Source organism: Roseobacter insulae, assembly GCF_019375555.1.
GTDB classification, from domain to species: domain Bacteria; phylum Pseudomonadota; class Alphaproteobacteria; order Rhodobacterales; family Rhodobacteraceae; genus Roseobacter; species Roseobacter insulae.
In genome coordinates, this window is sequence record NZ_JAHXDN010000001.1 from 952,462 (window position 1) to 974,453 (window position 21,992).

Here is a 21,992-nt window from a genome sequence, read left to right on the forward strand (position 1 = left end):
TTGTCAGGGGGAGGTGAATGTGCCGGTCTATTCCGGGGCCAGCATGTACCCGGCCCCCCGCACGGTTTGCAGGTAACGGGGCTGTTTGGGGTCTTCCTCGATCTTGCGGCGCAGGCGGGTGATCTGAACATCGACAGCGCGCTCCTGCGCCTGCCCGCGATCACGCCCCAGCTCTTCGACCAGCTTGGCCCGGCTGATGGGTTCATTGCAGCTGGCCGAGAATATCTTCATCAACTGCATCTCGGTCGCGGTGAGGCGCACGAGGTCTTCGCCTTGCCACATCTCGCCGCGTTCCATGTCATAGCGAATGGTCCCCAGCGTCAGCACCTTGGGAGCGGTCTGGTCGATCGGCGCTTCGGGCATGCGGCGCAGGATCGCATTGATGCGCAGCAACAGCTCCTTGGGTTCAAACGGTTTCGCCAGATAATCGTCAGCGCCGGCCTCCAGCCCTTCGATCCGATTACCGGTTTCACCCTTTGCCGTCAGAAGAAGGATGGGCACGGCCCGTGTCTCGCGCAGCGATTTGGTCAGGGCCAGACCGTCTTCGCCGGGCATCATGACATCAAGGACGATCAGATCGAAATCCAGACCTGACAGGATGCGGCGGGCATGTGCTGCGTCACGCGCAGCCGTGACCAGAAACCCATTCCGCATCAGGAACTTCTGCAGCAATGTGCGAATGCGCTCATCATCATCTACAATCAGCAGATGGGCGTCAAAGTCATTCATGTGCCGCTGTCCCTAAGCCGCGTGTACGCAAAGCGCATATCCCCGTCCATCATCGCCTCCAACACCGTGCGAAACCCTGCGACCGCTTCTGGTCCGGCATCTCGGAACGCCATCCGCATCCGCGCCCGCTGGGCGTTTGACAATTTCTGTTCCAAGGCCTGACCCTCTTCCGTCAGGAACAGATGCCTTTCGCGTTTATCCACTTTACCGACTTTGCTTTCAACCAGACCATCCTCTATCAGGGTGCGCAAGACACGGTTGAGCGATTGCTTCGTGACGCCGAGGATGTTGAGAAGGTTGTTGACGGTCGTGCCGGGGGCTCGATTGATGAAGTGGACGGCCCGGTGATGTGCCCGGCCGTAGGCCAGATCCGACAGGATGCGGTCCGGATCGGCTGTGAACCCGCGGTAGGCAAAAAACATCGCCTCGATCCCCTGCCGCAATTGTTCATCGGTCAAAAACAGAAGGTTTTCACCGCTTTGGGCTGATGCTGTCCGCCCGTCTGCCATGGCCCCGCCTCAAAATACCATCATTCAACTGTGATCAGTATATGTCAGTGTTGTTGACATTCCAAGGGCGAAGGGCTATCGAATCGCATCTTTTGCGCAACTTTATGTCCGTATCGGACGTATCCAGCGCAATAATTGAAAAGTTTACTGCGAACCCGGGAAGGAAAGACGATGGCAGGCGCTTACAATGATCGCGATGGCAAGATCTGGATGAATGGCCAAACGGTCGAATGGCGCGAGGCCAACGTCCATATTCTGACCCACGCAATGCACTACGCCTCTTCGGTCTTCGAGGGCGAGCGGGCGTATAACGGCAAGATTTTCAAAAGCCGCGAACACTCCGAACGGTTGATCCGGTCGGCGCAGATGATCGACTTTGAGATCCCCTACACCGTGGACGAGATCGAGGCGGCGAAGGTCGAGGTGCTGGCGGCCAGCGGCCTGCAGGACGCATATGTCCGTGCGATTGCCTGGCGTGGCGCGGGCGAGGATATGGGGGTCGCCTCCGCGCGAAACCCGGTGCATCTGGCGATTGCGGCCTGGGAATGGGGGGCATATTACGGCGATGCAAAGATGAAGGGCGCGAAGCTCGACATCTCCAAGTGGAAGCGCCCGAGCCCGGAGACCATCCCGAGCCATGCCAAGGCGGCAGGTCTCTACATGATCTGCACGATGTCGAAACATGCGGCAGAGGCCAAGGGCTGCTCTGACGCGATGATGTTCGACTACCGCGGCTACGTGGCCGAGGCCACCGGTGCAAACATCTTCTTCGTCAAGGACGGTGAGGTGCACACGCCCGACCCGGATTGCTTTCTCAACGGGATCACCCGTCAGACCGTGGTGGGCATGTTGAAAGACCGGCAGGTCAAGGTCCACGAGCGCCACATCATGCCGGAAGAACTGGAAGGGTTCGAGCAGTGCTGGCTGACCGGCACAGCGGCGGAAGTCACACCAGTGGGCCAGATCGGCGACTATAACTTTGACGTCGGCAGCCTGACCCGCGAGATCGCGGAAAGCTATGAAAAGCTTGTGCGCAGCTGACGCTGTCCGGGACAGGCGGGATCTCCTGCCTGTCACAAAAGCTTCCATTTCTCGTTACACGGGTGTGAGCGTGGCGTTACAGTTTGCGTGTCTCCTGCTGCGGTAGCCAACCGCAACATGGAGAATCCCACCCGTGACACGTCTTATCCGCCCGACCCGCCGCGCCGTTCTTGCAGGCTCGACCGCCTTTGCCGCCAGCCTTGCCATGCCGGGCCTTAGCCGAGCCGCCGACCGCCCGGTCTTTACGCATGGGGTGCAGTCGGGCGATGTGGACACCACGTCCGGCATGATCTGGACGCGCGTGGACCGTCCCGCGCGTATCAGCATGGAGGTCTCCACCACCGAGAGTTTCGCGAACGCGCGCAAACTGGCGTCGATGGACGCGCTGCCCGCCAGCGACCTGACGCTGAAGCGTCTTGTCGATGGCCTGCCCTCCGACCAGGATATCTTTTACCGCTTCGTGGCCGCCGACCTGTCGGACATCAACGCGGTGTCGGAGCCGATCATCGGCCAGTTTCGAACAGCGCCAACGGCCCGGCGCGATATCCGCTTTGCATGGTCCGGCGACACTGCGGGTCAGGGCTGGGGCATCGATGACGAGGGTATGGCGACCTATGCAACGATGGCGACGCACCGCCCCGATTTCTTCATCCATTCCGGAGATACGGTCTATGCGGACGGACCGATGGAGGACGAGGTCGCTCTGAAAGACGGCACCATCTGGAAAAACGCGGTGCTGCCTGATGAAAAACGCAAAGTCGCCGAAACGCTCAATGAGTTCCGTGGCCAGTGGAAATACAACATGCTCGACGAGAATGTGCGCGCCCTGAACGCGGCGGTGCCCTGCTTCATGCAGTGGGACGACCACGAGGTTGTAAACAACTGGTCATCCTCGCGCAGCCTGATGGATGATGAGCGCTATTCCGAAAAATCCGTACATGTGCTGCAGGCGCGCGCCACCCGTGCGTTTCACGAAATGACACCACTGCGCATCACGCCCTCCGAGCCCTCGCGGGTCTACCGCAAGATCAACTATGGTCCGATGCTGGATGTCTTCTTCCTCGACATGCGCAGCTACCGGGGGCCGAATTCCGAAAACATGCAGGAGACGCTGACAGATGCCTCCCGCATTCTCGGCATGGAACAGGTGGAATGGCTGAAGCGCGCGCTGACCCAGTCGCGGGCCACGTGGAAAGTGATCGCAAGCGACATGCCAATCGGGCTGGTTGTCGGCGGCGGGCAGGAGGCGGTCAGCAACGGCGACGATGGCGCGGCAAGGGGGCGTGAGCTGGAGATTGCGGAGCTGCTGCGGTTCATCAAGACCGCCCGCATCGACAACACGGTGTGGTTTACGGCAGACGTGCATTACACGGCCGCCCATTTCTACGACCCGGAGAAGGCACAGTTCCAGGATTTCGACCCGTTCTGGGAGTTCGTCTCCGGCCCGTTGCATGCGGGCACCTTTGGTCCGAACCCGCTGGATGCAACGTTTGGCCCGGAGGTCAGATACGTCAAGGCACCCAGCAAGGAGCAGGGCATCAATCTGCCGCCGTCGATGGGTCTTCAGTTCTTTGGCCTGGTGGATATCGACGGGCAGACCGAGCAGATGACCGTGCGTCTGATGGACCGTGCAGATACAGAGCTTTACGCGGTGACGCTGGATCCGAAAGGGGCAAGCATCTAACCAGTTACGGTGCGGGTCTGACCTGTCCCGAACATGCCGCTCGTTCCCGGGCGGCATGTTGCATTTGAGGCTCTGCCGTCATTTCTGAGTGATCTTGCTCACAGATTGACCTTTGGGAACCTGCTAAAAGCCCCTATCCTCGGGTTGGGTAGGGAGAGTGTGTCAATGGAACGGTTGGGGCTGTTTTTTGTTAAGAGGCCGTCATTTCTCATCGTCATGGTTGTGGTTGCCCTGATCGGGCTGCCGATTGCCATATGGCTCGATCTGAAAAACCTGTCGGATGAAAACCTCAAGCGGCAGGCAGGCAGTCTCAACGGTGTGATCAGCAGTGTCAGGTCGTATTACGCGACGAATGTGGTTGGCCGTGTTGTCAGCACGGATGAAAAAACACAGGCGCTGCACAACTATCTCGACGTGACGGGCGCCATCCCGATCCCCGCCACCCTGTCGCTGGAACTGGGTGCGGCGATTGGCGCCGCCGAAGGCGACGTCGATTACCGCTTTGTATCCGATTACACCTTCAAGAACAGACCACCTCATGCGCTGGATGCGTTTGAGCAGGCGGCGCTGGACACGTTTCGTGACAGCCCCAATCCGCCTGCGAACATCATTCAGTCGACCGGCAACATCTGGGACCGGAAAATCACGCTGGCCACGCCTGTGGTCATGTCCGGATCATGTGTGAACTGCCACAACTCGCATCTTGAAAGCCCCAAGAAGGATTGGGAAGTCGGTGACGTGCGCGCCTTGCAGACCGTGACGGTGCGCCAACCCGTGGCGCTCAACATCTGGTCCTTCAAGTGGCTGCTTTTGTACTTCGGCGTGGCTGGCACCATCGGACTGCTTTTCGCGGCCATACAATTCCGGTTGGCAGGGCGTTTCAGCAAGATGAATGCGGAACTTGCGGCGAACAACGAATTCCTCGCCGGCATTTCCATGAAGATCTCGAAATACCTGTCCCCGCAGGTCTACCGCTCGATTTTTTCGGGCGAAAAGGACAGCACGATCTCGACCGAGCGCAAGAAGCTGACGGTCTTCTTTTCCGACATCAAGGATTTCACGGCAACGACCGAACGCATGCAGCCCGAGGAACTGACCGACCTGTTGAACGAGTATTTTACCGAGATGTCGGCCATTGCCGAGGCGCATGGCGCCACGATCGACAAGTTCATCGGAGATGCGATTGTCGCATTTTTCGGTGATCCGGAAACGAAGGGCACGGCAGAAGACGCCCGCGCCTGTGTGCGGATGGCGCTTGCGATGCAGCAGCGTCTGGCAGACCTCGGAACCGTGTGGCAGCTCAAGGGGCTGGAGCATCCGTTCAAGGCCCGCATGGGCATCAATACCGGTTATTGCAATGTGGGTAATTTCGGCTCCGATGCGCGGATGGATTACACGATCATTGGCGCTGAGGCGAACCTTGCCGCGCGGCTGGAGAGCATCGCCGAGCCGGGCGGTATCGTCCTGAGCTACGAGACCTATGCACATGTGCGCGACATCGTCGAGGCGACCGCGTCAGAGCCCGTGCATTTCAAGGGCATTGCGCGAGAGATTGTCCCCTACCATGTCAAAAGCCTTGCCGAAGCGTCGCCGGTTACCGCGATTCAAGGTGTTGATGACAACGGCAGGCTGACGCTCGATCTTGGCGCGCTCGATCCCGGTACACGTGAAAAGGTCCGTGATGCGATCCGCGATGCATTGCAGCAGGGCAGCCCGGCGATGGAACGCTAGCCGCAGCCTGCGTGTTAGAAATCCATGCCGCGCTGCGCCTTGATACCCGCTTTGTAGGGGTGCTTTACTTCGGTCATCTCGGTGACCAGATCCGCGAATTCCATCAATTCCGGTTTTGCATTGCGGCCCGTGAGGATGACCCCGGTGCGTTTGTGACGACCTTTCAGGCCTTCGATGACCTTTGAGATGTCGAGGTAATCATAGCGCAGGGCAATGTTGATCTCGTCCAGAACGACAAGGTCAAAGTCGCCGCTTTCCATCATTTCCACTGCTTTTTCAAAGGCCGCCTCCGCCGCCGCGATGTCGCGGTCCTTGTCCTGCGTGTCCCAGGTAAAGCCTTCGCCCATCGTGTGCCATGTGACGTCGCCCAGCTTGTCAAAGAACCGGCGCTCGCCCGTGATCCATTTCCCCTTGATGAACTGCACCACGCCGACGGTCTGTTTCCACCCCAGCGCGCGCACGACAACACCGAAGGCGCTGGAGGATTTGCCCTTGCCGTTGCCGGTATGAACCAGAACCAGACCTTTTTCCGGATCCTTGGCCTCTGCCACCTTGGCGCGGTGCTTGGCCTGAACCTTTTTCATCTCTTCCTTGTGGGTCTCTGCGTCGCTCATTGTTTCGTCCTGCGATTAAGGGGCACCTGAGGGTGGCATATTGGGCTTTGATTTGCTGCGGTCCAGCCCCAATTGGCGTTCCCGCCAAATGATCAGCACTCCGCCCGCGATGACAAGGCTTGCGCCAATGACAATCGGACCCGTGGGGACCTCGTCGAAGGCCACGTAGCCAATGATGCTGGCAAAGATCATGGAGGCATAGTCGAAAGGAGCCAGCATGGACGCGCCGCCGAAGCGGTAAGAAGAGGTCACCATGATCTGCGCGACCCCACCCACCAGGCCGGCGGTGATCAGCCACATCACAATGGCGGTGTCGGGCCGGACCCAGACAAACGAAGGATGGTCGACCACCCAGCTGATTGGCGCTGACAAAAGCGCAATGCAGGTTGCGGTGGCAGAGAAGTAAAAGACGATTGCTGCCGTGTGGTCGGTTTTCACCAGCCGACGAACCTGGATCTGCACCATGGCGCGCAGGATCGAGGCGATCAGTACCATCACCGCCCCCAGCGTTGCGGCTTGCGATATGTCATCGGCGCCGACACTCAGGCGCGGGGCCATTACGATCATTACGCCGATCAGACCGAGGGCGACGGCTGACAGTCGGAAGATGCGAACCCTCTCTCCCAGGAACAGCGCGGCGAAAAGGACGGTGAACATCGGCGAGGCGTAGCCGATCGCGGTGACTTCCGGCAACGGCAACAAACCAAGGCCGGCGAAGGTCAGCCCCATGGCCGTGGTGCCGAAAACGCCGCGCCAGACGTGTCCCATGAGGTTTGACGGGATCAGCCCCTGGCGCAACTGCCCCCGCTGCCAGAGCCACAACAGGATGACCGGCATCGCGCAGAGCGAGCGGAAGAAAACCGCTTCGCCCGGTGGTACCTTGCCCGAGACATGCTTGATGATCGCGGCCATCACCATGAACAGAAAGACCGCGCAGAGCTTCAGAGCAATTGCGCGGCCCGGTCGGTGTTGGGTCAGGTCTTGGGCCATGGGCACCTCTTGCGCCCGCGGAAAGGAAAGATCAAGCGCGCAAGGGATGTCGCGCCTGATCTTCCGTTACTCTCAGTTCAGGGCTGCGACGCCAAGCGGAACCGAGAATTTCAGACACCAGATGTAGACTTCGTTGTAGTCATCGATGTTTACCGATGCCGGTACGGTGTAGACCTGTTTGCCGTTGAGGTTCTTCAGTTCGCCAAGGTCGGCTTCCGGTGCATAGCTGCCGTCCTTGCCGAAGGCCACGCGCGGGTCAGGCGCACCATCGAGAGAAAAGTTTTCGTCCAGCGTGACGGTTGCTGTGCCATCGGCGTTCTTTACGATTGTTACGCCACCGGTGGTGATGTGGTTGCTTTTCCCGATGAAGCTGCCGGATGTCCCGGCGGTTGCGCCGAAAGTGGCAAGGACTGTCAGGCCAAGGGCAAGGAAGGCATTGAGAAGGATTTTCATTGTATCTGTCTTTCTGATTTCAGGCGGTTGCGTCGAGTGATGCCGTAAAACTACTGTTTGGAACCAAGTAGTACAATACACGTCTGCGTGAGTTGTGTAACAATCGGTCCCGAACTATGTTGGAGCCATCACGAGGAGATGAAAATGGCGCGGCCCCGAGAGTTCGATACAGAAGTGGCGATCAAGAAGGCCACGAATGTCTTTTGGGAGAAAGGCTATCAGGAGGCCTCCCTGCCGGATCTTCTCGATGGAATGGGTTTGACACGCGGCAGCCTCTACAAGGCCTTCAAGGATAAGAAGAACCTCTTTCTGCTGGTGCTGGCGCATTACGAGGAAGAGGCAGTCGGCGCGGCGAAGTCTCGGTTGTCGGACACGTCCGTGCCCGATGGGCGCGACAGAATCCTGAGCTTGTTCGGGGCTCTTTCTGCCGCAGTTGCCGCAGGGGATACGCGTGGCTGTCTGCTGTGTTCGGCGGCCGCGGGGTTTGAAATGTCCGACCCTGATATCGCCGCCGCCGTCAACAAGGGCATGGCCGGTATCCGCGACGGTTTGGAGACGGCCCTGAGAGCATCGCCAACGCATGCCACCTTGCCCCAGGATGACCGCCGCGTGCTGGCAAACACGCTGCTGACGCAATACATCGGACTGCGGGTATTGGCGCGGTCCCGCATGCCGCTGGGCATCGTCGAGCAGAGCATCGACGGTGTCGCCCATCTACTCGGTATGCACAGCCCCTAGCTGATGTGACCCCGGTTCTCGCCGACCTGGCCGCGATGCAGAAGCATGTGATCCAGCAGGACGCAGGCCATCATCGCCTCGCCTACCGGTACGGCGCGAATGCCGACGCACGGATCATGACGCCCCTTTGTGATGATCTCGGTGTCTTCGCCTGACTTGGTGATCGTGCGGCGTGTGGTCAGAATGCTGGAGGTCGGTTTGACCGCAAAGCGGACCACGATGTCCTGCCCGGTGCTGATGCCGCCCAATATGCCGCCCGCGTGGTTGGAAGAATACTCCGGCCCGTCCGGTCCCATGGTAATTTCATCGGCGTTCAACTCACCGGTCAGCATGGCCGCGGACATGCCCTCGCCGATCTCCACGCCCTTGACCGCATTGATACTCATCATCGCGGCCGCCAGATCGGTGTCCAGTTTTCCGTAGACAGGCGCGCCCAGACCGGCGGGCACGCCGCGTGCAACCACCTCGATGATCGCGCCGACGGAGCTGCCGGACTTGCGCAACCCGTCGAGATAGCCGGCCCAGTCTTCCGCGGCCTTCGCGTCCGGAACCCAGAAGGGGTTTGCGTCGATCTGCTCCCACTCGAAATGGGCGCGGTCGATCTGATGCGGGCCCATCTGGGTCATGTAGCCCTTGATCTCGACACCCGGTGCCATGGTCTGAATGGCCGCGCGGGCCAGACCACCAGCTGCAACCCGCGCCGCGGTTTCGCGGGCACTCGACCTGCCACCGCCGCGATAGTCACGGATACCGTACTTCTGATAGTAGGTGATGTCGGCATGGCCCGGGCGGAACTTGTCCTTGATGTCACCGTAATCTTTCGAACGCTGATCGGTGTTTTCGATCAGCAACTGGACCGGTGTGCCCGTTGTCACACCCTCGAATGTACCGGAAAGGATTTTCACCTCATCCGCTTCGCGGCGCTGCGTGGTGTATTTGTTCTGGCCGGGTTTGCGTTTATCCATCCATTGCTGGATCATCGCTTCGTCAATCGCAACACCAGGCGGGCAGCCGTCTACGGTCGCCCCAAGGGCGGGTCCGTGGCTCTCCCCCCAGGTCGTGACGCGGAAAAGATGGCCAAAGCTGTTCATCGACATCGCACAAGCTCCTTTGTTCCCGGTGCTTAGCGGTGCATGCCTGTCGCCTCAAGAGCTTATCGCTTGCCAATCCTGCAACGCCGCATTACGTCTGAGGCTACCTCGGGGGGCCTTTCCGGCTGAGATGCGAACAATCGCGGACCCGTAGAACCTGAACCGGTTAAGACCGGCGGAGGGAAGGTGAGCTGATCATCCTCTCATCCGTTCGTCGCATTTGAAAGGACTGATCATGCGAAGAACTCTACTTGCTACCAGCCTGCTATTGGCCACTCAGGCCGGGGCCGACACCCCGGTGCTGACCGTATACGCGGGCGACTATTTCACGTCCGAATGGGGCCCGGGCCCGAAAATCGAAGCGGGTTTCGAAGAGACCTGCGGCTGCGATCTGCAATTTGCCACGGGCGATCTGCTGCCGCGCCTGTTGTTGGAGGGTCAGCGCACCAAAGCCGATGTCGTGATCGGGCTGACATCCGACGTCACTGCCAAGGCCCGCGCAACCGGCCTTTTTGCGCCGCACGGACAGGACAACAGCGAGCTGACGCTACCGATTGAGTGGACCGATGACACTTTTCTGCCCTTCAACTACGGGCACACGGCATTCATCTACAACGAGACTACCATGGACGCGCCACCCGCCAGCTTTGACGCGCTGCTGGCGATGCCCGACGATGTGAAACTGGTCATTCAGGACCCCCGCACGTCGATCTCGGGTCTGGCGCTGGTGCTCTGGGTGGAGGCCGTTTATGGCGAGAAGGCCTCGGAGGTCTGGCAGAAGCTGGCGCCTAAAATCCTGACGGTGACGAAGGACTGGTCCGCAAGCTACGGCATGTTCACCGATGGTGAGGTTGATATGGTGCTGAGCTACACGACCTCGCCTGCCTACCACATGTTCGCCGAGGAAGATTTCACCAAGAAAGCCGCGATCTTCCCGGAAGGTCATTACTTCATGGTCGAAACCGTCGGTAAAATTGCCAAGACTGAAGAACCGGAACTGGCGGATGCATTCATGGCTTACGTGCTCAGCCAGGATTTCCAGCAGATGATCCCGACCGCCAACTGGTCGCTGCCATCCGCGCTGCCGAAAGATCAGTGGCCTGATGGCTGGGATGAACTCGCGCTGCCGGAGAAGGTGCTTTTCTATTCCGAGGAAGAGGCCGCGGCACTGCAGGCGCAAGCGATCGAGACATGGCGCAGCGCGCTCAGCCAATAGTTGGAAAAACGGGGATGGTCGCCGGCGGCTTTGTCGTCGCGGCGGTCCTGCTGGCCTTTCTGGGCATCGGGCTGCGCGCCGAGGTCGGACGCGGTATCGGGCCAGCCGAATGGGCCGCGATTCGCTTTACCGTGTTGCAGGCCGCGCTTTCAGCGATCCTTTCCGTTGCCTGCGCCATCCCTCTGGCGCGGGCACTGGCGCGCCGCCGGTTTTTCGGGCGTGGTTTTCTGATCACACTTCTGGGCGCGCCTTTCATCCTGCCGGTGATCGTTGCGGTTCTGGGGTTGCTGACGGTCTTTGGACGGTCCGGCTGGGTCAACGCGCTCTTGCAGGTCGCAGGCCTGCCGACGCTGTCGATCTACGGGCTGCACGGCGTTGTTCTGGCGCATGTTTTCTTCAACCTGCCGCTGGCCACGCGCCTGTTGCTGCAAGGCTGGCAGAGCATTCCGGCAGAGCGTTTCCGGCTCGCCGCGCAACTGAACCTGCCGCCGAAAATGGTGCGTCGCACGTTGGAAACCCCTTTGCTTTTGCAGGTCGTGCCCGGTGCCGCCGCGCTGGTTTTCGTAATTTGTCTCACCAGTTTCGCGGTGGCGCTGACCCTCGGGGGTGGCCCGCGGGCGACAACCATCGAGTTGGCGATCTATCAGGCGTTCCGGTTTGACTTCGACTTGGCGCGGGCAGCGTTGTTGTCATTCATTCAACTGGTTCTGGCCGGTGGTGCTGCCCTGGTCGCGCTTTGGATCATCCCGAATTTCTCTCTCAGCGCCGGTCTTGATCGTGAGATGCGCCGGTGGGACGCACAACCCGGCCTGCAATCGATGATGGACGCGGGCGTCATTTTTCTTGGCAGTGCCTTCCTGCTGGTGCCGCTGGGCGCAATCGTGCTGGCTGGTGTCCCGGGTTTGGCGCTGATGCCCCTGAGTGTTTGGAAAACAGCCGGCAATTCCCTGGGTGTCGCGGTTTTGAGTGTCGCGGTGCTGTTGTCCATCGCCTTGCCCATGGCCGGGTGGATCAGTACGCGCCGGGCAGGTGGAGCCGAGGCGATTGGCCTTATCGGTCTTTCAGCCTCGCCCCTGATGATCGGCACCGGTTGGTTCATTCTGATCAATCCGGTCACGGACCCTGTCCCCTTGGCCTTGCTGGTGACGGCCCTGATCAATGCCCTGATGGCGCTGCCTTTTGCCCTGCGCATCCTCGTTCCGCCGACGCGCGAGGTTCTGACGACCTATGACCGGTTGTCACGTTCGCTGGGGTTGCAGGGCTGGTCCGCGTGGCGCTGGCTTGTCCTGCCACGCCTGCGTGCGCAGATCGGGTTTACTGCCGGTTTGACCGGAGCGTTGTCAGTTGGTGATCTGGGGGTCATCGCGCTGTTTGCCGATCCTGATCGCGCGACGCTGCCTTTGCAGATGTATCGCCTGATGGGCGCTTACCGCACAGAAGCAGCCGCCGGTGCCGCGCTGCTTCTGCTCGCCATGGCGCTCGCCCTCTTCTGGATTTGTGACAAGGGAGGCCGCTGGCGTGCTGAGGCTTGAAAAGATCACCATTGCGCAGGGCGACTTCTTGCTGAAAGCTGATTTTCGGGTCACGCCCGGCCGGAAAACAGCGGTTATCGGACCATCCGGCGCGGGGAAATCCACGTTGTTGGGGGCGATCGGGGGCTTTCTGCCACTTGCAGGTGGCAAGCTCTGGTATCGGGACGCCGAGATCACCGAGGCCAAACCGGGTCAGCGACCCATTGCCATGCTCTTCCAGGACAACAACCTGTTCCCGCATCTCAGCATCGCCCGCAACATCGGCCTGGGCATCCGGCCCGATCTGAAGCTCTCGCCGGAGGATCACGCACGCGTGGCAAAAGCGCTGGAGCGCGTCGGATTGCACGGGATGGGCGACCGGAAGCCGGGGGAATTATCCGGGGGTCAGCAAAGCCGCGCGGCCTTGGCCCGCGTTCTTGTACAGGATCGGCCGGTGATCCTGCTTGATGAACCCTTTGCCGCGCTGGGTCCGGCGTTGCGCCACGAAATGCTTGATCTGGTGCATGACCTGAGCGACGAAGCCAATGCGACATTGTTGATGGTGACGCATGACCCGCAGGACGTGCGGCGCATCGCAGATGACGTGATATTCGTCGAAGGCGGGCGCGCGGCGGCCCCGCAACCGGCGGCGGCCCTTTTGGAGAACCCGCCGCCGGCATTACAGGCTTATCTGGGTTAGGCCGCTTTCGCCTGCAAGCCTTCCCGCGCCTTGAGAATACCGAGCGCTGCGGCAGCCGCCTCTTGTCCCTTGGTGATGAAATGCGCCCGGTAGATGGTGTTGTGATGGTCGGTGTCCTGGTAATGATGTGGTGTCAGGGAGACCGAAAGCACCGGGATGCCGGTCTCCAGACCTGCACGCATTAACCCGTCTACGACAGATTGCGCCACGAAATCATGGCGGTAGATGCCGCCATCCACAACAAAGGCTGCGCAGACAACCGCGTGGTATCTTCCGCAAGCTGCCAGATCACGGGCCATCAAAGGCATCTCGAAGGCCCCGGGCACGTCAAAGACATCCACCTGACTGACAGGGATCGTCTGCGTAAACCCCTCGAACGCGCGGTCCACGATATCGGCGTGCCACTGCGCTTTGACGAAGGCGAAACGGGTGTGTGTCATAATGATCTCCTTGTGCTCAGACACGTCCACCCAAGGCGATCACGATTGCGCACGGGGCTTGCCCCGCGTGCATCCGCATTCTCTTTCATCCGGACTATGACCGTCGGCTCTGGCATTTCACCAGATCTGCTGGACACCTCGCATGAGGCCGCTCGCGGGCTCGCAGATCAAGCGCCTGCATACCGCCGGTGGGGAATTACACCCCGCCCTGAGAATGGCCACAGCTTGCCAAGGCGCATCAAAGCCTGCAAGAGGAAAGTCACCCCGTTCCGAAAGCAAAACGATGCATCCAAATCCGGCTTTTCACACCCAGGACGACAACACCAACCTTGAGTACGCAAGAGAGCGTGCCTTTGGCGTTCTGGCCGTCAGCGGCGCAGAAGCGCCTTGGTTGTCCCACATTCCGTTTCTCCTGGATGCGGATGGAAAGACCTTGTGGTTACACCTGCTGCGATCCAATCCGATCGCGCGGGCCCTGAAGGCGGGGCCTTTGTCCGCGCGCGTCGCCGTCTCCGGCCCGGACAGCTACGTGTCGCCAGACTGGTACGGCATCATCGATCAGGTGCCGACCTGGAATTATGTCGCCGTGCATCTGACCGGCACGCTGGAACTGCGCCCGCAGGATGAATTGCACGGGTTGCTGGACAGGCAGTCAGCGTTTTTCGAGGACCGGCTGCTGCCCAAGACACCCTGGGCCCCGTCGAAGATGTCCGCAGGTGTGATGGACAGGATGATGCGGGCGATTGTGCCGTGCCGCATGACTGTCACGGCAGTTGATGGGACCTGGAAATTGAACCAGAACAAGCCTTCGGATGTGCGACTGAAGGCGGCCGATCACGTCGAAGCTTATGGTCAGGGTACTGATCTCAAAGTCCTCGCAGCCCTGATGCGCGGGGCTGATAGACACGACGAATAGCTCTGCTAGGGTCGCGGCAGATCATGAAAGGACATTCCCATGAAACTGTTTCATTCTCCCGCCTCTCCTTTCGTTCGTAAAGTCGTTGTATTGCTGCATGAACTCGACAGGGCAGCCGATGTTGAGCTTGTGGGTGTCACCTCGACCGCCTTTGCAACGGATGAAGGGCTTGCCGCCAGCAATCCGCTGGCAAAGATACCTGCGCTTGTGCGCGACAATGGGACCACCCTTTACGACAGCCGGGTGATAACGGCGTATCTGAACGATCTCTTCGGGGGGAATATGTATCCCTCCGGGACGTCTCGGTGGGAAACGCTGACATTGGAAGCGACGGGTGACGGCATCATGGATTGCGCTGTTTCCATGGCCTATGAGGCCCGCCTGCGCCCTGAGGAAATGCAATATGGCGACTGGATCGAAGCGCAGTGGGCGAAGGTGTCGCGGGCGATTTCCGTTCTGAATGCCCGCTGGATCAGCCATTTGTCCGGGCCGATGGATATCGGCCATATTTCGGTCGCTTGCGCGTTATCCTACGTGGAGTTTCGACACGGGGCGCGCAACTGGCGCGCGGGCAATGAGGCATTGGCCAATTGGCACGCAGGGTTCGATTCGCGCGCCTCGATGCAGGCAACGATACCGCCGGCTGGCTAAAAACTGGCAGCGATTAACGATTTCGACGCAGGATACGCGTAGAAATCGCAAATTCTGGGCATGCCTGCGACGGTTTGCGCGCGTTTGATCACTGGACTGCGCGTCAGCACAGCGCTACATACCCGCATGAGTAAGGCTGCGGTTTTCGCGGCCAATATGTCTTTTGGCCGCCCGCCGGCCCCGGAAATGGAGTACACCCGTGTCCCACGCAGAAGATCACGAAGGCACCCGGAGGGATTTCCTTTACTACGCGACTGCCGGTGCTGGCGCTGTCACCGCTGGTGCGGCCGTCTGGCCCCTGGTCCACCAGATGAACCCCTCCGCAGATGTGCGCGCGCTGGCGTCGATCCGCGTGGATGTGAGTGATGTCGAACCGGGCACGCAGCTGACCGTCAAATGGCTTGGCAAACCCGTTTTCGTCCGTCGCCGCACGGAAGAGGAAATATCTGCCGCACGCGAAGTCGACCTGAGCGAACTTCCTGACCAGGGCGCGGAGAACAACAACCTGAGTGCCGACGCCGATGCTTCCGACGAAAACCGCGCCCTTGACGAGACCGGTGAGTGGCTGGTGATGGTCGGGGTCTGTACGCACCTCGGTTGCGTGCCGCTGGGCGATGCGGGCGATTTCGGCGGCTGGTTCTGCCCCTGCCACGGCTCGCACTACGACACCTCCGGGCGTATCCGCAAGGGTCCGGCACCGACCAACCTGCTGGTGCCGGTCGCAGAATTCGTGGATGAAACCACGATCAAACTGGGTTAAGGGAGACATCTGATGGCTGGAATTCCTCACGACCACTACGAACCGAAGTCAAACGGCGAGAAGTGGCTGGCCTCGCGCCTGCCCATCGTGGGCTTGCTTTACGACACATTGATGATCCCGACCCCGAAGAACCTCAACTGGATGTGGATCTGGGGCATTGTGCTGACCTTCTGCCTGGTGCTGCAAATCGTCACCGGGATCGTGCTGGTGATGCATTACACACCGCATGTCGATATGGCATTCTCTTCGGTTGAGCACATCATGCGCAACGTGAACGGCGGGTACATGCTGCGGTACATGCATCAGAACGGCGCGTCGCTCTTCTTTATCGCGGTTTATGCCCACATCTTCCGGGGCCTCTATTACGGGTCTTACAAAGCCCCGCGCGAGATCACCTGGATCATCGGGATGCTCATTTACCTGATGATGATGGGCACCGCCTTTATGGGCTACGTGTTGCCCTGGGGTCAGATGTCCTTCTGGGGTGCGACCGTGATCACCGGCCTCTTCGGCGCGATCCCCTTCGTGGGTGAGGCGCTGCAAACGTGGCTGCTGGGCGGACCTGCGGTGGACAACGCCACGCTGAACCGCTTCTTCTCCCTGCACTATCTGCTGCCCTTCGTGATTGCGGGGCTGGTGATTGTGCACATCTGGGCCTTCCACACCACGGGCAACAACAACCCCACGGGTGTCGAAGTACGCCGCACATCGAAGGAAGAAGCAGAGAAAGATACACTGCCATTCTGGCCCTACTTCGTGATCAAAGACCTGTTTGCGCTGGCGGTGATCCTCGCGGTCTTCTTCGCCATCGTGGGCTTCATGCCGAACTACCTCGGACACCCCGATAACTACATCGAGGCGAACCCGCTGGCGACACCTGCGCACATTGTGCCGGAGTGGTACTTCCTGCCGTTCTACGCGATCCTGCGGGCGTTCACCGGCGAGGTCTGGGTGGTGCAGATCGCCTCTTTCTTCACCGGTGGCATCATCGACGCGAAGTTCTTCGGCGTTCTGGCCATGTTCGGCGCGATTGCCGTCATGGCGCTGGCGCCCTGGCTGGACACATCCTCGGTGCGTTCCGGTCGGTACCGCCCGATGTTCAAGTGGTGGTTCGCTTTGCTTGTCATCGATTTCTTTGCCCTGATGTGGCTGGGTGCGATGCCTGCGGAAGAGCCGTACGCGACCTTCTCGCTCATCGCTTCGGCTTACTGGTTTGCGTATTTCCTTGTCATCCTGCCGCTGCTGGGCGTGATGGAAAAACCACTCGCCCGTCCGGACACTATCGAGGAAGACTTCGCGGCGCATTACCCGAAGTCCTCTGACGCCACGCCAGCAGAATAAAGGAACACAAGATCATGTTCAGAACTCTTACTCTTAGTGCTGTGGCGGCTTTCGGGTTTGCCACGGCCGGTCTGGCGGCAGGCGCTGAAGGACATATCGAAGATTTCGATTTCTCCTTCGAAGGTCCCTTTGGCACCTATGACCAGAATCAGCTGCAACGCGGCCTTCAGGTCTACACGGAGGTCTGCGCGGCCTGTCACGGTCTGAAATTCGTGCCCATCCGGTCGCTGGCAGAAGAAGGCGGGCCAAACATGCCCGAAGATCAGGTGCGCGCCTACGCGGAAAACTTCGAAGTTTTCGACCCGGAACTCGATGATTTCCGTCCTGCAAAAACCTCGGACCACTTCCCCGAGTCGGGCCTTGAAAATGCGCCGGACCTTAGCCTGATGGCCAAGGCACGCGCCGGTTTTCACGGTCCGTATGGCCTTGGCATCAACCAGTTCTTCAAGGGGATTGGCGGACCTGAGTACATCGCCTCGCTTCTGACCGGTTACACCGGCGAAGAAAAAGAACAGGCTGGCGTCACCTTCTATGAGAACACGGCCTTCCCCGGCGGCTGGATTTCAATGGCGCCGCCGATCTACGGTGAGGATGTCGAATATGCAGACGGGCACGAAAATGACCTGCACCACATTGCAGAAGACGTATCGGCCTTTCTGATGTGGACGGCAGAGCCGAAGATGATGGCGCGCAAGCAGGCTGGTTTTGTCGGGGTGTTGTTCCTTACGCTTCTGTCGGTATTGCTCTACCTCACAAACAAGCGCATCTGGGCGCCGGTGAAGGGCAAGAAAACCTCGTAACGCCAACTGGACTGTGACGACAAAAAAACCCCCCGTGCAGATGTTGCGCGGGGGGTTTTCCGTCTGCACCTTCGCGAGGAAGGCTAATGACAGACCCTGGGGAGAGTCAGAATCGGGGGGTCTGAGGGTTCACAGTTAGTCGGCAGCTAAAAGCGTCTTTGGCCGTGATCTCGTCCCTGTCCCTTACCGTAGAAACGTTCTTCCGTTACCACCTTATGCGCCTTGAAATCCAAGGCTGATACTCGTTACCGGTCACCACTAATAAGTTAACAATACGTTGACGGGGAATCGGTGTATGTGATCTTGATCACATTGTTCGAAATTCTTTTCAGCTTCGCGCTGCCCGGTACGGTGCAGACCGTTCCCAAATTAAACTGAGACACAACAGTTCCAACCCGGATTGTAAGTTGAGCAGCCACGCGAAAATGCCTCAGATCAGAAACGCTGACGCGTTTTGTCGACCATGGATTGCGCGACACGAAACTCGCGATCGGTTTCAACCAGCCAGGCGATCATCGCCTTGACGGGAGAGGGCTTGGTTGGTGCTTTTGCAGCCTCGGCGGGTGTCTTGTTAAGACGTTCCATTTTCAAATATCCCTTTTTGTGCCTTTCCCGGAAATTGCCGGGGATGTTGGGTCAGGGCCGAAAGCCTCTGAATGCACCCAACATGGCGCAAAAACGAATCAACGTCTGTGAAACCGGTCACACGCGATGGTTAAATCTGATGCAAATCCGCCATGACCTGCAAAGCCTCGCGGTCCAGCACCTGAACACCGCCGCGCGTCGCCTCGATCACGCCCGCGCGTCTCCACAGTGAAAGGGTTTTGGAGACGGCTTCGCGGGTGGCGCCAACAAATTCAGCCAGTTCAGACTGAGACAAGGTCAGCATCGACAGATGATCTGAGCCGTCGACCGTGAGATAAAGTATCTTGCGCGCCAGCCGTGCGGGCATCGGCAGGAAGACCTGTTCGTTCAACTGGCTGCTCATCCAGCGCATACGTTCCCCTGCCAGCTGGATCATATCAATGCCCAGGTCAGGCGCTTCGCGTATGGCGCGCAACATGTCCGCATTCTTTACACCGCGCAGGCGGGTTTTTTCCAAGGCGGTCACCGTCGCAGTACGCGTGCCGGGATCGAACAGCGCAATCTCGCCGAACAGGGCACCCGGGCGCATGACGTCCAGAGACAGCTTGCGCCCCTCGCGCGACAACACGCTGAATTCAAGAGAGCCGGAGACGATTGCGTAGAGCGTATCACCGATGTCGCCCTGTTCGAACAGGACCTCACCTTCATCGAGCTCAACTTCGGTCGCGACGGAGGCCAGAAGATCTGAAAGATTTTTGGATGCGTGGGCAAGAAACCCGGTATTCGGTAGCGTCACAGTATCCATGGTTAACCTTCCCCAATTTCAGTCCCCGCCCCCCAAGACGGCCAAGCGTAACGTGCGTCACGCGTAGTTTCAATCGCAACGGGTGTCACCGTTAATACCCGCTGCGGTCTGCTTTGTCGGAGAACAACGGATCGATCAACAACCGGGTCAGCGATGAAAGCCGCCAACGCGGCCTTCGAAGGTTGCACCAAACCCGGCCAGCGCCGATTGCACATCATCATTTGCCGGTCCGTAGACCGTGAAGCGAACCGGCGTGAATGTTGTAAGAAACCGGTCTGCGAAATTAGCGCCGAAATTGGCCAGATGGGTCATTGCGGCGTCACTGTCCACATAGCATTCCAGCACCGTGCATCGCGTCCTGTCCGGTGTGACGTAGTATTCATACGTCAGGGCACCCGGTTCCGTTTTCAGGGTGGCTGCAACCATTTCGTCCACCAGCGGCTGCACCGCATCCCCTTGGCCGTCCTGGACGTTCATCTCCAGGACCCATTCAATGTGATCGTTCAAGCTACCTCTCCCACAAGGTAGGTCCAGAGTAGCGATCAAGTCAGTCAGTTGTCACGGCTTTTCTAGTTTGACGGGCGGGCGGGGCGCGGGATTATGCCAATAACGACGTGCCGTCGTGTCCCTTGATCGTCAGGTCGACGATGCTGCCCTCCCGCTGCGGGGTGCTGAGCTGAACCTCACAAAACTGCTCAGTCCGGCCCATTGTCGGGCTTTCCATCAGCACCCGGTGATGCCGCCCGACTTGCGCTTGCAAATGGGTGCGCACACGCTCAGCACCGGCCTTCCGCAGGCATGCCGCCCGTGCCTTGATGGCGTGCCCGTCGACTGCCGGCATCCGCGCGGCGGGCGTACCGGGCCGCGGCGAATAGGGAAACACATGCAGCCAGGTCAGATGACAGTCTTCCACCAGGGCCAGCGAGTTGTTGAACATCTCTTCCGTCTCAGTCGGGAAACCGGCGATGATATCCGCGCCGAAAGTCATGTCCTGCCGCAGCTTGCGCGCGTCTTCCGCGAACCGGATCGCGTCATCCCGAAGATGCCGCCGTTTCATCCGTTTCAGGATCAGATCGTCCCCGTGCTGAAGCGACAGATGCAGATGCGGCATCAAACGGGGTTCGGTTGCAATTGCCGTCATCAGGTTTTCGTCGACCTCGATGCTGTCGATGGAGCTTATGCGCAGTCGCGGCAGATCCGGGACCAGACGCAGGATTCGCATCACGAGGTCACCCAGTTTGGGGTTCGCAGGCAAATCCGCGCCCCAGCTGGTCAGGTCGACACCTGTCAGCACAACTTCGTTGAAGCCCTTATCGACCAGCCTCTTTATCTGATCCACGACCATGCCCGCGGGAACCGAGCGCGAGTTACCCCGGCCATAGGGGATAATGCAGAAGGTGCATCGGTGGTCGCAGCCGTTCTGGACCTGGACATAGGCGCGACTGCGGGTGCCGAAACCGTCGATCAGATGGCCGGCCGTTTCCGTCACGGACATGATATCGTCGACCTGAACCGCCTCGGTGTGTCCGACAAAGTCGGCGGCGAGTCCGTGCCACGTGGTGCCCTGCATCTTTTCGGTGTTGCCGATCACGGCATCCACCTCGTCCATCCTCGCAAAGGTTTCCGGCTCGGTTTGCGCCGCACATCCGGTCACGATCAACCGTGCCTCGGGATGCGCGCGGCGCAGCTTTCGAATGTCTTGGCGCGCCTTGCGGACGGCCTCTGCCGTGACCGCGCAGGTGTTGACCACCACGGCGTTTTCCAGCCCGGCCTGTTGTGCCAGCTCTTTCATTGCTTCGGTTTCATAGGCATTCAGACGGCAGCCCATTGTGGAAAATACCGGGGCTTTCATGTCAGGCTTTCCAGAAACGAGGGGGTGAGTGTGCCGCTGAAGACATGGGTTGTAGGGCCGGTCATCCAGACACCGTCCTCGCGCCAGTCGACAAAGATCGTGCCGCCGTCCAGTTCAATTTGCACCTTGCGACCGGTCAGCCCGCGTCTTGCGGCGGCAACGCCTGTTGCGCAACTGGATGAGCCGGAGGCGAGCGTTATACCCACGCCGCGTTCCCACACGCGCATCCGGATGTGGTCCGGGCCGATGATATGCGCGACCTGAACGTTGGTGCGTTCGGGGAACAATGGGTGGTGTTCATGTTCGGCCCCGAAAGCGGCAAGATCGACGGACCCCACATCGTCCACGAAGAAGGTGCAATGTGGATTGCCCAGGCCGGTCGCAACGGGGGATCCTTCAATCGGCAGGGCCAGCGTGTCCATGTCCGAGGCCAGCGGTACGTCGGACCAGCCCAGCTGCGGATGCCCCATATTGACCGCCGTAAGCCCGTCACCTGCATCGCAGGCCGTCAGGACACCCCGGTCGGTGGTAAGCGTCAGCGTCTCCTGCCCGGTTTCCTGCATCACATGCCGCGCAACACAGCGTGTCGCATTTCCGCAGGCTGCAGAAAGGGACCCGTCCGTGTTGTAGAATGTCAGATGCAGGCCGTGGTCTTTGCTGGTCATCACGGCCAGCTGGTCAAACCCTACACCGCGATGTCTGTCACCGAGAGCCCGGGCCAGGGCAGGGGTTATATCGATTCCCTGCACGCGCGCGTCCAGCACGACAAAGTCGTTTCCCAGCCCGTGCATCTTCATGAAGGGCAAACCGTTATGATTATCGCTGCGCATTTCGG

The 21,992-nt window shown here is 59.7% G+C and carries 24 protein-coding genes and 2 riboswitches; of the genes, 12 read left to right on the forward strand and 12 right to left on the reverse strand.

The features are described 5' to 3' along the window. Nucleotides 1-27 precede the first annotated feature (27 nt). Nucleotides 28-729, reverse strand: a complete 702-nt coding sequence (locus KX928_RS04610; protein WP_219499496.1) for a response regulator — start codon at nt 727-729, stop codon at nt 28-30. Further along, complete coding sequence (locus tag KX928_RS04615) at nt 726-1,238, reverse strand: MarR family winged helix-turn-helix transcriptional regulator (protein ID WP_219499498.1); 513 nt, start codon at nt 1,236-1,238, stop codon at nt 726-728. Before KX928_RS04615 ends, KX928_RS04610 begins: the two co-directional genes overlap by 4 nt. Before the next feature lie 171 nt (nt 1,239-1,409). On the opposite strand from KX928_RS04615, the gene KX928_RS04620 reads away from it, so the two are divergent. From KX928_RS04620 to KX928_RS04630, 3 genes are all read left to right on the forward strand, one after another. Further along, nucleotides 1,410-2,279, forward strand: a complete 870-nt coding sequence (locus KX928_RS04620) for a branched-chain amino acid aminotransferase (protein ID WP_219499499.1) — start codon at nt 1,410-1,412, stop codon at nt 2,277-2,279. Nucleotides 2,280-2,412: 133 nt separating this feature from the next. Beyond that, complete coding sequence (locus KX928_RS04625; RefSeq protein WP_219499500.1) at nt 2,413-3,963, forward strand: alkaline phosphatase D family protein; 1,551 nt, start codon at nt 2,413-2,415, stop codon at nt 3,961-3,963. A gap of 165 nt (nt 3,964-4,128) precedes the next feature. Further along, complete coding sequence (locus KX928_RS04630; protein ID WP_219499501.1) at nt 4,129-5,694, forward strand: adenylate/guanylate cyclase domain-containing protein; 1,566 nt, start codon at nt 4,129-4,131, stop codon at nt 5,692-5,694. A 14-nt stretch (nt 5,695-5,708) separates the two neighbouring features. On the opposite strand, the gene cobO is transcribed toward KX928_RS04630, so the two are convergent. From cobO to KX928_RS04645, 3 genes are all read right to left on the reverse strand, one after another. Next, a complete protein-coding gene (gene cobO, locus KX928_RS04635; protein WP_219499502.1) occupies nt 5,709-6,308 on the reverse strand; it encodes a cob(I)yrinic acid a,c-diamide adenosyltransferase in 600 nt (199 codons plus the stop codon). 15 nt (nt 6,309-6,323) lie between these two features. Continuing rightward, complete coding sequence (locus KX928_RS04640) at nt 6,324-7,298, reverse strand: DMT family transporter (RefSeq protein ID WP_219499503.1); 975 nt, start codon at nt 7,296-7,298, stop codon at nt 6,324-6,326. A 72-nt stretch (nt 7,299-7,370) separates the two neighbouring features. After that, complete coding sequence (locus tag KX928_RS04645) at nt 7,371-7,751, reverse strand: DM13 domain-containing protein (protein ID WP_219499504.1); 381 nt, start codon at nt 7,749-7,751, stop codon at nt 7,371-7,373. A gap of 144 nt (nt 7,752-7,895) precedes the next feature. Here KX928_RS04645 and KX928_RS04650 point away from each other — a divergent pair, with 144 nt between their 5' ends. Next, entirely contained in the window at nt 7,896-8,489 is a 594-nt protein-coding gene (locus KX928_RS04650; RefSeq protein ID WP_219499506.1) for a TetR/AcrR family transcriptional regulator, read from the forward strand. On the opposite strand, the gene aroC is transcribed toward KX928_RS04650, so the two are convergent. Further along, nucleotides 8,486-9,586, reverse strand: coding sequence for a chorismate synthase (aroC, locus tag KX928_RS04655; protein WP_219499507.1), 1,101 nt, complete (start codon nt 9,584-9,586; stop codon nt 8,486-8,488). The two genes, KX928_RS04650 and aroC, sit on opposite strands and share 4 nt — an antisense overlap. A 93-nt stretch (nt 9,587-9,679) precedes the next feature. Continuing rightward, nucleotides 9,680-9,781: riboswitch (TPP riboswitch) on the forward strand. 34 nt (nt 9,782-9,815) lie between these two features. On the opposite strand from aroC, the gene KX928_RS04660 reads away from it, so the two are divergent. The 3 genes from KX928_RS04660 to KX928_RS04670 are packed head-to-tail and all read left to right on the forward strand — an operon-like array spanning nt 9,816 to nt 13,007. Next, nucleotides 9,816-10,796, forward strand: coding sequence for a thiamine ABC transporter substrate-binding protein (locus tag KX928_RS04660; RefSeq protein ID WP_219499510.1), 981 nt, complete (start codon nt 9,816-9,818; stop codon nt 10,794-10,796). Beyond that, nucleotides 10,772-12,328 carry a thiamine/thiamine pyrophosphate ABC transporter permease ThiP gene (locus KX928_RS04665; RefSeq protein ID WP_219499512.1) on the forward strand — a complete coding sequence of 519 codons (1,557 nt, stop codon included), beginning with the start codon at nt 10,772-10,774 and terminating at the stop codon, nt 12,326-12,328. The genes KX928_RS04660 and KX928_RS04665 overlap by 25 nt, the downstream gene beginning before the upstream one ends. After that, complete coding sequence (locus KX928_RS04670) at nt 12,315-13,007, forward strand: thiamine ABC transporter ATP-binding protein (RefSeq protein WP_219499514.1); 693 nt, start codon at nt 12,315-12,317, stop codon at nt 13,005-13,007. The genes KX928_RS04665 and KX928_RS04670 overlap by 14 nt, the downstream gene beginning before the upstream one ends. Here KX928_RS04670 and KX928_RS04675 read toward each other — a convergent pair. Then, complete coding sequence (locus KX928_RS04675) at nt 13,004-13,450, reverse strand: 6,7-dimethyl-8-ribityllumazine synthase (protein ID WP_308342245.1); 447 nt, start codon at nt 13,448-13,450, stop codon at nt 13,004-13,006. The two genes, KX928_RS04670 and KX928_RS04675, sit on opposite strands and share 4 nt — an antisense overlap. A 70-nt stretch (nt 13,451-13,520) precedes the next feature. Beyond that, a riboswitch (FMN riboswitch) is annotated at nt 13,521-13,667 on the reverse strand. Nucleotides 13,668-13,730: 63 nt separating this feature from the next. Between KX928_RS04675 and KX928_RS04680 the strand changes: the two genes are divergently transcribed. From KX928_RS04680 to KX928_RS04700, 5 genes are all read left to right on the forward strand, one after another. Further along, nucleotides 13,731-14,363 (forward strand): FMN-binding negative transcriptional regulator, encoded by a 633-nt coding sequence (locus KX928_RS04680; RefSeq protein ID WP_219499518.1) that lies wholly within the window; start codon nt 13,731-13,733, stop codon nt 14,361-14,363. 39 nt (nt 14,364-14,402) lie between these two features. Beyond that, nucleotides 14,403-15,014 (forward strand): glutathione S-transferase, encoded by a 612-nt coding sequence (locus KX928_RS04685; RefSeq protein ID WP_219499520.1) that lies wholly within the window; start codon nt 14,403-14,405, stop codon nt 15,012-15,014. Between the two features lie 199 nt (nt 15,015-15,213). Continuing rightward, nucleotides 15,214-15,774: a ubiquinol-cytochrome c reductase iron-sulfur subunit gene (gene petA / locus KX928_RS04690; protein WP_219499521.1), complete on the forward strand. Its 561-nt coding sequence runs from the start codon at nt 15,214-15,216 to the stop codon at nt 15,772-15,774. A gap of 12 nt (nt 15,775-15,786) precedes the next feature. Then, complete coding sequence (petB, locus tag KX928_RS04695; RefSeq protein ID WP_219499524.1) at nt 15,787-17,115, forward strand: cytochrome b; 1,329 nt, start codon at nt 15,787-15,789, stop codon at nt 17,113-17,115. 14 nt (nt 17,116-17,129) lie between these two features. Further along, the gene (locus KX928_RS04700) at nt 17,130-17,915 is read left to right on the forward strand and encodes a cytochrome c1 (protein ID WP_219499525.1); all 786 of its coding nucleotides are present in this window, start codon (nt 17,130-17,132) and stop codon (nt 17,913-17,915) included. A 435-nt stretch (nt 17,916-18,350) separates the two neighbouring features. On the opposite strand, the gene KX928_RS04705 is transcribed toward KX928_RS04700, so the two are convergent. The 5 genes from KX928_RS04705 to dapF all read right to left on the reverse strand — a co-directional run bounded on the left by KX928_RS04705 (nt 18,351) and on the right by dapF (nt 21,987). Further along, nucleotides 18,351-18,500, reverse strand: a complete 150-nt coding sequence (locus KX928_RS04705; protein ID WP_219499527.1) for a hypothetical protein — start codon at nt 18,498-18,500, stop codon at nt 18,351-18,353. 130 nt (nt 18,501-18,630) lie between these two features. After that, nucleotides 18,631-19,305, reverse strand: coding sequence for a Crp/Fnr family transcriptional regulator (locus KX928_RS04710; protein ID WP_219499529.1), 675 nt, complete (start codon nt 19,303-19,305; stop codon nt 18,631-18,633). 147 nt (nt 19,306-19,452) lie between these two features. Next, the gene (locus KX928_RS04715) at nt 19,453-19,812 is read right to left on the reverse strand and encodes a putative quinol monooxygenase (RefSeq protein ID WP_219499530.1); all 360 of its coding nucleotides are present in this window, start codon (nt 19,810-19,812) and stop codon (nt 19,453-19,455) included. A 91-nt stretch (nt 19,813-19,903) separates the two neighbouring features. Continuing rightward, nucleotides 19,904-21,157 carry a tRNA (N(6)-L-threonylcarbamoyladenosine(37)-C(2))-methylthiotransferase MtaB gene (gene mtaB, locus KX928_RS04720; RefSeq protein ID WP_219499532.1) on the reverse strand — a complete coding sequence of 418 codons (1,254 nt, stop codon included), beginning with the start codon at nt 21,155-21,157 and terminating at the stop codon, nt 19,904-19,906. Next, nucleotides 21,154-21,987, reverse strand: coding sequence for a diaminopimelate epimerase (gene dapF, locus KX928_RS04725; RefSeq protein WP_219499534.1), 834 nt, complete (start codon nt 21,985-21,987; stop codon nt 21,154-21,156). Before dapF ends, mtaB begins: the two co-directional genes overlap by 4 nt. Nucleotides 21,988-21,992: the final 5 nt, after the last annotated feature.